This is a genomic window from Luteolibacter sp. LG18, from assembly GCF_036322585.1.
Classification (GTDB): Bacteria; Verrucomicrobiota; Verrucomicrobiia; order Verrucomicrobiales; family Akkermansiaceae; genus Luteolibacter.
This window is the reverse complement of sequence record NZ_AP024600.1, coordinates 740,323-754,218: the sequence shown is the minus strand read 5'-3', so window position 1 is coordinate 754,218 and position 13,896 is coordinate 740,323. Positions and strand designations below refer to the sequence as shown.

General features: G+C 65.1%; 15 protein-coding genes. 9 read left to right on the top strand and 6 right to left on the bottom strand.

What is annotated here, in order from left to right:
• Window positions 1-52: 52 nt before the first annotated feature.
• Complete coding sequence (locus tag llg_RS03110) at window positions 53-931, bottom strand: hypothetical protein (RefSeq protein WP_338288099.1); 879 nt, start codon at window positions 929-931, stop codon at window positions 53-55.
• Between the two features lie 94 nt (window positions 932-1,025).
• Here llg_RS03110 and llg_RS03105 point away from each other — a divergent pair, with 94 nt between their 5' ends.
• Window positions 1,026-1,877 carry an MYG1 family protein gene (locus llg_RS03105; RefSeq protein WP_338288098.1) on the top strand — a complete coding sequence of 284 codons (852 nt, stop codon included), beginning with the start codon at window positions 1,026-1,028 and terminating at the stop codon, window positions 1,875-1,877.
• On the opposite strand, the gene llg_RS03100 is transcribed toward llg_RS03105, so the two are convergent.
• A complete protein-coding gene (locus tag llg_RS03100; RefSeq protein WP_338288097.1) occupies window positions 1,874-2,836 on the bottom strand; it encodes a hypothetical protein in 963 nt (320 codons plus the stop codon). The genes llg_RS03105 and llg_RS03100 overlap by 4 nt on opposite strands.
• Before the next feature lie 75 nt (window positions 2,837-2,911).
• On the opposite strand from llg_RS03100, the gene llg_RS03095 reads away from it, so the two are divergent.
• On the top strand, window positions 2,912-3,280 hold the full coding sequence (locus llg_RS03095; protein WP_338288096.1) for a DUF2237 domain-containing protein: 369 nt from the start codon (window positions 2,912-2,914) through the stop codon (window positions 3,278-3,280).
• On the opposite strand, the gene llg_RS03090 is transcribed toward llg_RS03095, so the two are convergent.
• Genes llg_RS03090 through llg_RS03080 form a run of 3 tightly spaced genes read right to left on the bottom strand, consistent with a single transcriptional unit; the run spans window position 3,281 to window position 5,735 of the window.
• Window positions 3,281-4,717 carry a hypothetical protein gene (locus tag llg_RS03090; protein ID WP_338288095.1) on the bottom strand — a complete coding sequence of 479 codons (1,437 nt, stop codon included), beginning with the start codon at window positions 4,715-4,717 and terminating at the stop codon, window positions 3,281-3,283.
• A gap of 19 nt (window positions 4,718-4,736) precedes the next feature.
• Window positions 4,737-5,447: a hypothetical protein gene (locus tag llg_RS03085; RefSeq protein ID WP_338288094.1), complete on the bottom strand. Its 711-nt coding sequence runs from the start codon at window positions 5,445-5,447 to the stop codon at window positions 4,737-4,739.
• A 6-nt stretch (window positions 5,448-5,453) separates the two neighbouring features.
• Window positions 5,454-5,735 (bottom strand): FmdB family zinc ribbon protein, encoded by a 282-nt coding sequence (locus llg_RS03080; RefSeq protein ID WP_338288093.1) that lies wholly within the window; start codon window positions 5,733-5,735, stop codon window positions 5,454-5,456.
• Between the two features lie 139 nt (window positions 5,736-5,874).
• Here llg_RS03080 and llg_RS03075 point away from each other — a divergent pair, with 139 nt between their 5' ends.
• The gene (locus llg_RS03075; RefSeq protein ID WP_338288092.1) at window positions 5,875-6,489 is read left to right on the top strand and encodes a L,D-transpeptidase family protein; all 615 of its coding nucleotides are present in this window, start codon (window positions 5,875-5,877) and stop codon (window positions 6,487-6,489) included.
• Window positions 6,486-6,842 (top strand): rhodanese-like domain-containing protein, encoded by a 357-nt coding sequence (locus tag llg_RS03070; protein WP_338288091.1) that lies wholly within the window; start codon window positions 6,486-6,488, stop codon window positions 6,840-6,842. Before llg_RS03075 ends, llg_RS03070 begins: the two co-directional genes overlap by 4 nt.
• Here the strand turns inward: llg_RS03070 and cutA are convergent.
• Window positions 6,836-7,165 carry a divalent-cation tolerance protein CutA gene (cutA, locus tag llg_RS03065; protein ID WP_338288090.1) on the bottom strand — a complete coding sequence of 110 codons (330 nt, stop codon included), beginning with the start codon at window positions 7,163-7,165 and terminating at the stop codon, window positions 6,836-6,838. The genes llg_RS03070 and cutA overlap by 7 nt on opposite strands.
• A 45-nt stretch (window positions 7,166-7,210) precedes the next feature.
• Here cutA and llg_RS03060 point away from each other — a divergent pair, with 45 nt between their 5' ends.
• The 5 genes from llg_RS03060 to dxs are packed head-to-tail and all read left to right on the top strand — an operon-like array spanning window position 7,211 to window position 13,876.
• A complete protein-coding gene (locus llg_RS03060) occupies window positions 7,211-8,392 on the top strand; it encodes an ATP-binding protein (RefSeq protein ID WP_338288089.1) in 1,182 nt (393 codons plus the stop codon).
• A 49-nt stretch (window positions 8,393-8,441) separates the two neighbouring features.
• Complete coding sequence (locus tag llg_RS03055; protein ID WP_338288088.1) at window positions 8,442-9,815, top strand: sigma-54 dependent transcriptional regulator; 1,374 nt, start codon at window positions 8,442-8,444, stop codon at window positions 9,813-9,815.
• A gap of 26 nt (window positions 9,816-9,841) precedes the next feature.
• Window positions 9,842-11,668, top strand: coding sequence for a hypothetical protein (locus tag llg_RS03050; RefSeq protein ID WP_338288086.1), 1,827 nt, complete (start codon window positions 9,842-9,844; stop codon window positions 11,666-11,668).
• Window positions 11,668-12,000 (top strand): exodeoxyribonuclease VII small subunit, encoded by a 333-nt coding sequence (gene xseB, locus llg_RS03045; RefSeq protein ID WP_338288085.1) that lies wholly within the window; start codon window positions 11,668-11,670, stop codon window positions 11,998-12,000. Before llg_RS03050 ends, xseB begins: the two co-directional genes overlap by 1 nt.
• A complete protein-coding gene (gene dxs / locus llg_RS03040; protein ID WP_338288084.1) occupies window positions 11,978-13,876 on the top strand; it encodes a 1-deoxy-D-xylulose-5-phosphate synthase in 1,899 nt (632 codons plus the stop codon). The genes xseB and dxs overlap by 23 nt, the downstream gene beginning before the upstream one ends.
• Window positions 13,877-13,896 lie beyond the last annotated feature (20 nt).

The following is a 13,896-nucleotide window of genomic DNA, read 5'->3' as shown; positions in this document are numbered from 1 at the left end:
CGCGTATGGAGGCGGCCCCGGGGTGGTGTCGAAGGAAAATTCCGCGGGCGCGTCACCAGCTTTCCTCCACGGTGGCGCGGGTTTGCCGGACGGGCTGCGTCGGGGCGTCTTCGAAGGCGAGATCGGTGCTCGGATGGGTTTCATCCGCGTCCACGGGCCGCTTCTTCTCCTGGCGCAGGCCGAACAGGCAGCCGATCAATAGCCCCGGCCAGCAGCCTGCCGCGAGATACAGATTGACCTTGGGCGAGGAGGGGGCGGCGGCGATGACGGGCATCTCGACGAGATGGGACAGCTTCGGCGCGGAGCCATCGGTGGGCAGACCGTCGACCGCGGCGGAGAGTTTGTCGTATTCGGTCCAGCGGGTTTGGAATGCCGGGTCGCTCCAGAGTGTGGCCGCGGCCTTCTCCCCGGCTTCCGCGGCGCGGGGAATCAGGCGGAAGTCCGGCAGATTCGCCTTGCGGGCGTTCGCACGGAGATCGTTCAGGAGCTGCCTGAGGTCGTAGTCCGCCTTCTCCGTGAGGGGCGGGACCGTGACGCTTTTCGCGGCTAGCGCGACCTCGGCGTCCATGCCGCGGAAATACTGGCCGGCCGCTGCGGCTAGATCGCGGGCGTCCTCCTTGTTGGTGTGGGTGGCGATCACCGCCACCCCACCTGGAACCGAACGGATGCTGATCGCCTTTTTCACGATCGCCGCGGCTTCTTGTTCCGAAACCAGCCAGCGGTTGTTGAACTCCTGGTCACGCACCACCTGCGCCACATGGATCGGCGCCAGTTCCACCGTGCGGTCCTTCGGCTCTTGTCCCTCGAAGCCCGCGCGGGATTGGTATTTCTTTGGCTGGAAGTAACAAACCGTTGCGGCAAGAAACCATCCTCCGATCCATCCGACGGTGGACCAGCCGGCGATCCGTCCGAGACTGCCATATGAACTCATGAGATGACTGAATCAGTTGGAGGCGGACATCTCAACCTCGCTCTGCTCCGGGCAGGCTTGCCGGGCGGGAAAAGCCGCCTAGATTGGCGGCCCGATGTCCCTCTCCCTGATCCTCACCCATCCCGGCGGCGCGCACAAAGATGAACTCCTCGCGTGCAGCCTGCTCGTCGCCGTCCACGGCGTGCCGATCGAGCGCCGCGAGCCGACGCAGGCGGATCTCGATGATGTGGCGATCGCGGTGGTGGATGTGGGTGGCGAACACGATCCGGCCCGCAACAACTTCGATCACCACCAGTTTCCCGCGGACCATCCGCCGGTCTGCGCGCTCACGCTCGTGCTCCAGCACCTCGGGGTTTACGAGGACGCCCGGAAGTTCTGCGACTGGCTGGAGCCCGCGGAGTGGTTCGACACCCGCGGCCCGGTTTCCACGGCGAAGTGGCTCGGCCTCGAACGCGAGACGCTGGCGAAGCTGAACTCGCCGGTGGACGTGACCGTTCTGCGGCGCTTCGCCAAGGCCAAGCGGTTGGAGCCCGGCGACCCGATCTGGGAGCTCCTGCGTTTCATCGGCGAGGACCTGCTCGACTACCTGAAGAACCTGCGCGAGCGGCTCGACTTCGTCGCGCGCCATGCCGAGCTGTGGGACCTCGATGGCACCGAGGTGCTGTTCTTGCCGCGCACCGAGCCGATGTCCGAGGAGCCCTCCGCGGGTCTCGGGCGCTATCTCGAATCGATCGGAAAGCACACCACGGTGGCGGGGCTCGTCTATCCGGACCGCCGCGGCAGCGGCTACGGGCTGTCCCGGCATAACGATAGCCCGTTGTTCGATTTCACCCGCATCCAGGAGGAGCACGACGTCCACTTCGCCCACGCGCGCGGGTTCGTGGCGAAGACCTCGGCGGCCGAGCTGGCACGCCTGCGCGAACTGCTCGCCGCGGCGCGGGTTTAAGCCGTCGGCATCGGCGGGGGAGGCGGCACGTTCGGCGGCGGCGCGGCCATCCATTTCGGGGCCTTCGGGGTCACGTCCGAGTAGATGGACACGAAGGCCATGCCGACCAACCCGACCAAGCCGGCGTAGCCGCCGGTGAAAAGGGTGGTCATCCACACCACGAAGGGGGTGAAGACCAGCAGCCCGACGATCATCCAGCTCGGCTTCACCTCGTAGGCGTGAACCACCAGCCGCAGCCGGGAACGCGCGAGCGCAAGGCCGAGCAGCGTGTAGCAGAACACGGAGGAGATGGCATTGAGGTGGTACCACACGCCGCAGCCCTTCACCGTGCCCATGTTCGCGGAGGATGCCAGCGGCACCCCGCAGGCTCCGACGCACGAGAAGAGGAACAGCGTCATGATCCCGATGCGCGCGGCCAGCCCTTTGAAGGAGGAGGCGCCGATGGCTCCGGCGGCGATGATGGCGGAGCCGCCGAGCACGCTCAGCGAGCAGCAGGATTCCCGCCACCATTCGATGCTGCCGAGCAGGTAACGCACCACCACGTAGGGCAGCAGGGACACGAAGGTCAGGGCGCACAGGCCCCAGATGGTGTAGAACTTCCCGAGCACGACCTTCCAGCGGTTGAGCTGGGTGAGCAGCAGCAGCTCATGGTTGCCCTCCTCCAGCTCCTGGCCCATCAGGATGAGCCCGCCCAGCGGCATGATCACCATGCAGATCACCGCGACCACGATCCAGAACGGGCCGGAGGTGAACAGCATCCCGAGGTTCAGCATGCCGATGTACTCGGTGTATTCGCCCACGCGCCGCATCTGGAACTCCGCGACCACCGCCAGCACGGCCAGCAACTGGATGCCGATGAATGGATAAACGAAACTCCCGCGGCGGAGATTTTGCCGCAGTTCCTTGACGGTCATCGGCCCGAAGCGCTCGGGCAGGTCATTGTCCCATGCTGATCCCACGTGACGATTGTTCCATCGATCCCTCCGGACGGCAAGCACGCTGGACGCCACGGCATTTCCGGTTAGATTGGCTGCATGCCCCGCGAAGCGCTCAACGTGCTCGGCACGCCGCTCATCACCTGCTCGATCGAGCCCCTCACCGGCTGGTTCCGGGACGGCTGCTGCCGTACTGGCAAGGGAGACGCGGGCGTCCACGTCGTGTGCGCCCGGATGAACGAGTCCTTCCTCGAGTTTTCCAAACGCCGTGGCAACGACCTGACCACTCCCCGTCCCGAGTATGGATTCCCGGGGTTGAAGGCGGGTGATCGCTGGTGCCTTTGCGCGGCGCGTTGGCAGGAGGCCCTGCACGCCGGGTGCGCGCCCGAGGTGGTGCTGGAGGCCACCCACGAATCGGCGTTGGAGTTCGCCGACATGGCGGACCTGAAGCGGCACGCCGTGCTCTGATCAGCGGCCGGTGCCTTTCGGCGCGGGCTCTTCGCGGCCGAACGATTTCTGCATCAGGTCGAGGTAGCTCGAGACCGGGTCTTTGCGGACCGGGGTTTCGTATTTCAGTTTCTCCTTGAGCTTGAGGTAGTCCTCGAAGGCACCGCTGGTTTCGCGGGCACGGGTGATTTCGAACCAGTCGAGGAAATCCCCGGCCTGGCGCGCCCGCTCCTTCATGGTGGTCCGGGTGTCCGCCAGCTTCGAGAGCTGGGCGGCGGTCTTCGGGGTCTTGCCTTTGAGGATATCGAGGAGGATCGCCTGATACTCTTCCAACAGCGGGCGATAGGAGGGGAAACAGCGGTAGCTGAGGCGCACGAGGTCATCCTGCACCTGTTTCACCGCCTCGGCACGGGCGGAGGGGGCTAGCGCGGCGAGGTCCTGCCAGCATTCGCCGAGCGGGCGTTCGACGCGGTTGCCCACGGCATCGCGGTAGTGGACCTTGAGCCCCAGCTCGAGGGAGGCATCGGAGTCGGCCACCGACAGCGATTCGGTGAGGGGCGGCTCGGCCAATTCCTTCACCTTCAGCGCCAACCATTTCGAGAGGCTGGTCTCGGAGAGGTTCAGGCCCGGGAAGCAGCGCTTCAACAGCACCGGCATTTCACCACCGAAGTTGGCGGCCTCGGAAAGAAACTGCCGGAAACCCTCCTCGCCGTCCGGCTGGTCCACCAAGGCCATCACCAGCGCTCCGGAGGTGCCGCGGAAAGCCCCGCGTGAGGCGCCGTCGAGCGAGTCAAACCGGCTTTCCTTGACCGCCAGCAGGTCCGCGAGCTTGTAGAGGCCCCCGCTCTTGTCCAAGGCGGCGTAGAGCTTGCGGTCGCTCTGGCCGTCTTTCCAGGCCATCGTTTCCTGGAGGCCGGCCACCAGCCACGGCGGCACGATCAACGGTTCATCCATTTCCTGGGGCGGCATCTTCCGCAGCGCCTGTTCATAGAGCAGGGCGGAGAGGATGGCGCGGTCGAACTTCTCGTGCTCGGAGCCATTCTCGTAGCCTTTCGGCAGGTGGAGCTTGAGTTGCAGCACCCAGCCGCTGTCGTCGAAAAAGAGGTCGAATTGGGTCGGCTTCGCAGGGAGGGGATCTCCCACCTGGCCCTGGAGGAGGATCGTGAGTGGAATCTTCCAGGCATCCGTGGACTTCGAGAGCCGGAGCAGGCGGAGTTTCACGTCGTCGGCCATCATGGCCACGGTGCCGCGGGTGTGCGGCTCTCCGCCGACCACCACGAATTGCTTCGAGGCACTCACCATCCGCTGGGGGGCGGCCACCGGAGGTTCCGCCGCGGGGACCACCTCCGGACCTGCCGGAGCGGGGGGGGCGACAGGCTCCGCTACGATCGCCTTCGGCGGATCGGCGGCGAAAGCCGCGCCGCAAATGAGCGCGAAGGCGACGGCGTGGCGTTTCACCGGGGAAGGGGATGCGGGTTCAGAACGATCCGCCGCCGAGGCCGGACAGATCGTCGCCCGGAGCGTGGGGATTGAAGGTGATGCGGTTCTCGCCGATCTGGATCCGGGACATGTCCGAGATCAGGCCGATTTCATCCTGATAGACCGCGGCGAGGTTCTCGAACGCGGGCAGCACCAGGCGCAGGAAGCCCTGGGGTACCACCAGCGAGCCGAATCGGCCGCCGCGGTAGGGATAGGTGCCGGAGATGTAGGGGCCACCGTGGAGCACCACTTCGGTCTTCGCCTTGCCGTTCGGCTGCTCGGTCTGTTCGACCTGGAGGAAGGTGGATACGGTGAAGGAGTGGCCGAACACCCGGCGCTCGATGATCACCTCGGCGCAGTCCTTTTCCAAGCTCACCCAGACCCCGTCGATGGTGGCGTTCTTGCCCAGCAGGCCGTTCTGTTTGCTGGCGAGGGTGCGGGATAGATAGGCGTTGAGTTCCTCCTCGGTGAACGAAACCTCGAAGCCCCGTTCCAACGAGCTGCGCAGGATCGCGCGGACGTCTTTTTTGGGAGCCGCGGCCGCTGCCGGGCCGACGCCGTCGATTCCGCTGAGATCCTGCGGCCGGTAGGAGAAGGCCAGTGCGATGACCAGCCCGAGAAGGGTCACGAAGAGGAAAGTCTTCGTGAGCACCCCCATGCATCCGCCGCGGGATTTCGCGGGGGGAGTTTCCTCGTGCTTGCTGGCCATGGAAAATCAGTTGGAGGCGGGGGTGGATGGAGCGCTGGAAGGTGCCGGCGCGCTGGCGGCGCTCGAACCCGCGTCGGCCTTCGCCCCGGCTTGGTAGGAGGAAGAGCGGTAGTCGGTCTGGTAGAATCCGCCGCCCTTGAAAAGGAGGCCGGCACCGGTGCCGAGCAGGCGCTTCACCATGCCGCCGCAGCCGTCCTGCGGGCAATCGGTGAGCTTCGCGTCATTCATGCTCTGGAACACTTCGAAGCGGTGCCCGCAGGCCTGGCATTCGTAATCGTAGTTTGGCATGGTGGGGCGCCTCCATACCATGCCCACCGCGGGAAGCAACCCCCATCGGCCCCGGGGCGGCACCCGTTAGAGTCCGGGCGGCCTTGGCGGCTTGACCCGAAGCCCATCCCGGGGGAGAGTCGCGCGCCCCGCGATTCCCATGAAAGCCGCCCTCCGTAGCTCGATTTTCGCCCTTGTTGCCGTCCTCGCCGCCTCCTGCGCCCCCAGCGGTCCGCAGAAGTCGGATTACCTCCTCGGCTACAACCGCAACAACGGCCCCACCGGCAAGGGTGAGCACCACTCCGCCCCGGCGATCCCGGACGACATTTCCTACTGGGACGGCGAAGGCGCGACCGGTGCGCCGCTGATCAAGATCAACCGTGCCCAACAGAAGGCCTATTTCTACAAGGGCGGCCAGCTCGTCGCCATTTCCAAGATTTCCTCCGGCAAGGAGGATCACGGCACGCCCGCGGGCCGCTACAAGATCAGCCAGAAGGACCTGGACCACAAATCCTCCACTTACGGCTGCATCAAGGACAAGGCCACCGGCATGATGGTGAATGACAACGCCGACATCCGCACCCCGGTGCTGCCCGGCCAGATCTACTACGCCGCGCCAATGCCGTATTTCATGCGCTTCGCGGATGGCATCGGCATGCACACCGGCTTCCTGCCGGGCTACGCCGCATCCCACGGCTGCATCCGCATGCCGGACCACATGGCCCGTCATTTCTTCGAAAACGTCGAGGTCGGCACCCCGGTCATCGTCGAATGAGCCCGCTCCCCGATCCGGCGGAGACGCTGGAAGTCACCTGCTCCGAGGTGGCCGGTTGGATCTCGATGCCCGCGGACGAACGTCCGTGGCTGGTGGACTGCCGGGAGCCGGAGGAATGGGACATTTGCCGTCTGGAGGGGGCCGACCTGGTGCCCCTCGGCACGTTTCCCGAGAAAGTCGATGCCTTGAGGCAGGGGGCGGACAAGGGATTGGTGGTGTATTGCCACCACGGCATGCGCTCGTTGCGGGCCACCTCGTTCCTGCGGGCGAACGGGGTCGCAAACGTCTTTTCGATGGCGGGCGGGATCGACGCGTGGTCGCGCTCGGTCGATCCGGAAGTGCCTCGTTATTGACCGGTGCTGGCGCGCACCCACGCCGCGTAGGCTTTCGCGGCGGCGGCCGGTGCCAGCGCCAGGATTTCAGGCACTTCGTAGGGGTGGAGTTCCGAGAGCTTCTCGGCAAAGGCCGGGTAGGCCGCGCGGGTGGTCTTGAAGACGGCCAGCACCTCGGAGGCGGTTTCCAGTTTCCCATCCCATGGGTAAATCGACTCCACTCCGGGCAGGAGGTTCACGCAGGCCGCCAGTTGCTTTTCCACCAGGGCCGTGCCAATCTGTCGCGCCTGCTCGCGATCGGGGAAGGTGCAGAGGACTATCCGGAGCTCGCCGCTTTCGCTCATGACCCTCTCCTGAAGACAGAAACCTGAACACTGGCAACCTTTTCCGTGAAATCCGGCTTCCTTGAAAAACTCGTCTCCCGTCTGGACAAGGTGGAGCCCGGGGAGGTCCAGCAGATCGTCGCCCGGCTGATCCGGGAAAAGGGCTTTCTCGAGCAGGTTTTCGAGGCCTTGTTGGAGGGGGTGATCCTCCTCGATCCGGAAGGCACGATCGCCTTCGTGAACCGCGCGGCGTGCGGGTTCTTCGGGCTCGATCCCGAGCAGGCGATCGGCGAGCCGCTCTCGCGGCAGGTCCGGGGGCTGGAGTGGAAGTCGCTGGCGAAGCCCGGTCGAACCGTCAGCCGGGACCTGGAGGTCTTCTATCCGGAGAACCGCTACCTTAATTTCTATCTCGCTCCGATCAGTGCGGACGAGGGACCGGAAGCCGCCCCGCCCGGCTATGTGATGCTGGTCCGCGACCTGACCCGTACCCGCGCCGAGGCCGAGGAAACGCTGGAGAGCGAACGCCTCAATGCCCTGACGCTGCTGGCCGCCGGGGTGGCCCATGAGATCGGGAATCCCCTGAACTCGCTGGACATCCATCTCCAGCTCCTCGACCGCAAGCTGCGGAAACTGCCTCCCGGCGACCGCGCCCCCTTGGAGGAAAACCTCGCCACCGCCCGTGGCGAGATCCAGAGGCTGGATGCGATTCTTAAACAGTTCCTTTCAGCGGTTCGGCCCACCACCCTGCGCCGCGAGCGCACCGACCTGAACGAGGTGCTGCATGAAACCCTGCGGCTGCTGGAGCCGGAGCTGGCGTCCCGCCGCATTGCGGTGGAACTTGATCTGGCCGAGAGTCTGCCGCCCGCGGAGATCGATGGCGGCCAGTTCCAGCAGGTGTTCTACAACCTGCTCCGGAATGCCTACCAGGCGCTGCGCGAGGGGGACGGGCGGATCACCATCCGCACCCGCGCGAACGACTACGAATACCGGATCGCCATCGAGGACAACGGCACCGGGATTTCACCCGAGCACATGGGGGCGATTTTCGAACCCTACCGTACCACCAAGGCTTCGGGCAGCGGCCTCGGCCTGCTGATCGTGCGCCGCATCGTGCGCGAACACGGCGGCGAGATCGAAATCAACAGCGAGGAGGGCCACGGCACCCGCATCGCCATTTTCCTCCCCCGCGGCGAACGCACCGTCCGTTTGCTCGGACAGGCGGACGACACCGTCATCGACGTCGGATGACCTCCTCCTCTTCTCTGGGTTCTGGTCTCTGGATTCTTGAATCTTTCATATGCAACAGCCCACGCTCCTGATCGTTGATGATGAACGCGCCACCCGCGAGGGTCTCCGTGCGGCCCTGGAGGAGGAGTTCGACGTCTACACCGCCAGCGGCACCGCCGAGGCGCTTGCGATTCTCAAGAGCGAGCCGATCGACCTGATGCTCACGGACCTCCGGATGGGCGGGGATTCCGGCATGGATCTGTTGGAAAAGGCGCTGGCGCGCCCCAATCCACCGGTGGCGATCATGATGACCGCCTACGGTTCGGTGGACACGGCCGTGGAGGCCATGCGGCGCGGAGCCTGGCATTTCGTCACCAAACCCCTGAATCTGGACGAGGTCGAGATGCTCCTGAAACGGGCGCTGAAAAACCGCCGTCTGGAAACGGAGGTCCGCGAGCTCAAGCAGCAGTCGTCCGAGCGCCACAAGCTCGACAAGCTGATCGGCAAGTCCCCGGCGATGACGCGGGTGTTCGATCTGATCCAGCAGGTGGCTCCGACCCGTGCGACCGTCCTGATCGAGGGCGAGAGCGGCACCGGCAAGGAGGTGGTGGCCCATGCGATCCACCACCTGTCCGGCCGCCCCGAGTCGAAGATGGTGATCGTCCACTGCGCGGCCCTTTCCCCCCAGTTGTTGGAAAGCGAGCTGTTCGGCCACGAGAAGGGGGCGTTCACGGGAGCCGCCCAGCGGCGGATCGGCCGCTTCGAGCAGGCGGATGGCGGAACCCTGTTTCTGGACGAGATCGGCGAGATCGATGCCGCCACCCAGGTGAAGCTGCTGCGCGCGCTCTCCGAGCGCACGATCGAGCGGGTCGGGTCGAACACGCCCGTGAAGATCGACGTCCGGGTGGTCGCGGCCACCAACAAGAACCTCCGCGAGCTGGTGGACCAAGGGAAGTTCCGCGAGGACCTGTATTTCCGCCTGAACGTGGTGAAAATCGAGATGCCGCCGCTGCGCACCCGCCGCGAGGACATCGTGCTGCTGACCGGGAGTTTCCTGAAGGAGTTCGCCAAGGACAACGGTCGACCGGTCAAGCCGCTGACGGATCAGGCGCTGGAATTGCTGCGGGGCTACCATTGGCCGGGCAACGTCCGCGAGCTGCGGACGGCCATCGAGCACGGGGTGGTGATGAGTAACGATTCCGTCATAGACGTCCGCCACCTGCCGTCGTTCCTTGCGGATCAAGGCCCAATCGCTCCCGCGGGTCCCGGGATCTCCAACAAAATGGACCTTGCCGGTCCCGTGGAATTCAACTTGCATGCGCTCGAAACGCGCGCCATCCGGGCAGCCCTCGACCAAGCAGGGAGCAATCGAACCCGGGCCGCGGACCTGCTCGGCGTGAGCCGCCGCACCCTCCAACGCAAGCTGAAGGAACTGGGCCTCTGAGCCGCCCGGATCCACCCCGATTTTCCATGAGCGCCGCCCAGTCTCCATCCCTCGACGCCGGGGTGATCATCCGCCGGATTCTTTTCATCCTGCTGCTGGTCACCCTGACCTTGGTCAACCTCTTCACCGTCTTCCGTGGGCTGAACGCCCCGCAGGCCATGGACCAGGCCCAGATCGCCCGGGAAATCGCACGCGGCAATGGATTCACCACCAAGGTGATCCGTCCGGTGGCCTACCATCAGGTCCAGAAGGTCAACGGTTCCGCCTCCTTCGCTGGCTTTCCGGATACCTATCACGCGCCGCTGAACCCGCTGATCAACGCCGCGGTGCTGAAACTGGTGGGGGCGGATTCCGCCGACGATTGGAACATGAGCCAGCGCCAGATGGTGTTCCCGCTGGACCGGATCATCGCGGCGGTCTGCACCCTGTTCTTCCTGATGTCGATCGGGGTGACCTACCTGCTGGTTTCGAGGATCTTCGATGCGAAGATCGCCGGGGTCTGCGCGATCCTGATGTTGTTCTGCGAGACGTTCTGGAACTTCTCGCTCAGCGGGCTGCCGCAGATGCTGCTGCTGCTGCTGCTGCTGTTCTCCTGCGGCGCGTATTTCACCTACCGCGCGGTGGAGGCCTCCACGGAGGGACGCATCGCCCTGACGCCGGCGATCGTGGCGGGGGTGTTTTTCTCGCTGATGGCGTTGACCCATTGGCTGGCGATCTGGATCGTGCTGGGCTACGTGGTGTTCGCGGCCTTCGCGTTCCGACCGCGCGGCATCGTGGCGATTTCGATCCTCGCGATCCTGTTCCTGGCGGCGCTCTACCCGGTGATCCGGTTGTCGGGCGTGTGCGATTCCCCCTTCGGCACCAGTTTCCTGACGGTCTACAAGGGCCTCGGTGACAGCCTGAACGAGGCCTCGATCATGCGCACGGACGATCTCGGCAGCAAGCCGCTCTCGCTCGACGGCATTTTGCTCAAGGTTCTCCGCACCACCATCCTCCAGGCGACCGACATTGTCCCGTTCCTCGCCGGGATCGTGGTCGCCCCGATCTTCTTCATCGCCTTGTTCCATCCGTTCAAGCGGCCCTCCATCGCCCGGTTCCGCTTCGCCATCCTCTCGATGTGGGTGTTCGCGGCCGTTGGCATGTCGATCTTCGGGGTGTCCACGAAGGATCTCGACCCGAACCAGATCCACCTCGTGTTCGCGCCGATCATGACCGCCTACGGCTTGGCGTTCCTCTCGATCCTGTGGAGCCGCCTGGAGTTCGTGGCTGCCAATCCGTTGTTCAAGAACGTCCACCACATCGCCGTGGTGATGATCTGCGCCGCCCCGCTGGTGCTGGGGATGTGGCCGAAGGTGAAGCTCGGTCTCGACCGCCGCGATTCGGGTGGCGTGCCGTGGTGGCCGCCGTATTTCGCGCCAGCCCTGAATCTCGGGCTGAAGAACTGGGTGAAACCGAACCAGATCTGCTTCTCCGACCAGCCGTGGGCCGTCGCTTGGTATGCGGACCGGATGAGCATCTGGCTGCCGAACACGAAAAAGGGCTTCGAGAAGCTGGAAAGCGCCGCCGGCACCCTGGGTACCCAGACGGTGGGGATCGTGATTTCCCCGAGTTCCCACGGCTCCGGCAACATGAGCGAGGTGGAGAAGGAATACGGCGATTTCACCGCGCTGGTGATCGATGGCCACGTGTTCTCCGCGACCTATCCGCCCGGATTCACCACCTTCGACAAGGATCCGAAGCTCCAGACCATCTACAAACGCTACCCGTACCGCGCGAATTTGTTCGGCATTTACGATATGGTCTATTACAGCGACCGCCCGCTGCGTACCACCGATTCCAACTCCGCCCAGTAATGGCCGCCCGCCGCAAACCCACCCTCTCTGAATCCGAAGCCGGTCCCGGCTTCGAGGAGGCGCTTGCCGAGCTGGAGGCAGTCGTGGAGGCCATGGAAGAGGAGCAGCTTCCGTTGGAGGAGCTGGTGGCCCATTACGAAAAGGGCTCCGCCCTGTTGAAACGCTGCGAGACGGTCCTGAAATCCGCCCGCGAGCGCCTTGAATTGATCACCTTGCGGAATCAGGCAGAAAACGCTCTGGATTCCGCCGCCTCCACCACCCACGGTGGCCCGCCTCCGCCCGAAACGCCGGAGGACGACCCTGACGACGATGACGACATCCGCCTCTTCTGAGCCCCCAGCCCTCGGGCCGCTCCTTTCCAGCATCAAGTCCCCCGAGGACGTCAAGCGGTTGTCCGACGCCGATCTGCCCGCGCTCGCGGCGGAGATCCGCCACTCGCTGATCACGTCCCTTTCCAAGACCGGCGGCCACCTCGGGCCGAACCTCGGCGTGGTGGAGCTGTCGATCGCGATGCACCGCGTGTTCTCGACCCCGAAGGACAATTTCGTCTTCGACGTGGCCCACCAGGGCTACGTCCACAAGATGCTCACCGGCCGCGCCGACCAGATCCACACGATCCGCACCTACAAGGGCCTCAACGGCTTCCTGCTGCGCAGCGAGTCCGAGCACGATTGCTACGGCGCGGGCCACGCCGGCACCGCCCTGTCCGCCGCGCTCGGCATGGCCGCCGCCCGCGACCTCGCGGGGGATGACAGCCACGTCGTCGCCGTCGCCGGGGACGCCGCCTTCACCTGCGGACCGACCCTCGAGGCGCTGAACAACATCGCGGAAACGACCAAGCGTTTCATCGTGGTGCTGAACGACAACGAGTGGTCGATCGACAAGAACGTCGGCGCCATCGCCCGTTACTTCAACGCCCTCCAGACCCACTCGACCTACTCCGCCGTCCGCACCAAGGCCGCCGAGTTCGTCGAAAAGGTCGCTGGCAAGGCCGTCCGCAACCTCGCCCACAAGGTCGAGGAAGGCGCGAAGAACCTGTTGTTCCCGAACGTGCTGTTCGAGAAATTCGGCCTGCGCTACTACGGCCCGATCGACGGCCACAACCTGCCGCTGCTGGTCAAAACCTTCGAGCACCTCAAAACGCTCAACGAGCCGGTGGTGCTCCACATCATCACGGAAAAGGGCCGCGGCTACCAGCCGGCGCTCGACAACCCGGGCAAGTTCCACGGCCTCGGTGCCTACAAGATCGAGGACGGCTCGACGGACACCACCGCCACTCCGACCTGTTCGGACATCTTCGGTCGCACGGTGACGGACCTGGCGAAGGAGGACGAGAAGATCGTCGCGATCACCGCCGCCATGCCCGGCGGCACCAAGCTGGAGATTTTCAAGAAGGAGCTGCCGCAGCGTTACTACGACGTGGGCATCGCCGAGGAACACGCCGCGCTTTTCGCCTGCGGCCTCGCCACCCGCGGCTTCAAGCCGTTCCTGGCGATCTACTCCACCTTCATGCAGCGCGCCTATGACATGATCATCCATGACATGGCGCTGCAGGGCCTGCCGGTCCGCCTGTGCATGGACCGCGGCGGCCTGTCGGGCGACGACGGCCCGACCCACCACGGCCTGTTCGACATCGGCTACCTGCGCCATGTGCCGAACCTGATTTTCATGCAGCCGAAGGACGAGGCCGAGTTCGTGGACATGCTCCACACCATGGCCCAGTTCGAGGACGGCCCGTCCGCGATCCGCTATCCGCGCGGCACCATCGATGGTACCCCGATCCCGGCGACCGCCAAGATCCTGGAAATCGGCAAGGCCGAGGTGGTGGCGGATGGTTCCGACGTCGCCCTGATCGGCCTCGGCACCATGTTCGAAATGGCGCGCCGCGCGAAGGCGATGCTGGAGGAAAAGGGCCTGTCCGTGGCCCTGATCAACCCGCGCTTCATCAAGCCGCTCGATGCCACGGTGATCGAGGAATACGCCGCCAAGTGCAAGGTGGTGTGCACCTTCGAGGACCACGTCGCCCACAACGGCTTCGGTGCGGCGGTGATCGAGTTGCTCCACGACGCCGGGATCAAGACTCCGGTCGAGCGCATCGCCTGGCCGGACGAGTTCGTCGAACACGGCAAGCCGGACACCCTGCGCGAACTCCACGGCCTCACCGCCGAGAACGCGGTGGCGAAGGTGCTCAAGCAGCTCCAGGGCTAATCAAGGGCGTTCAATCGCTT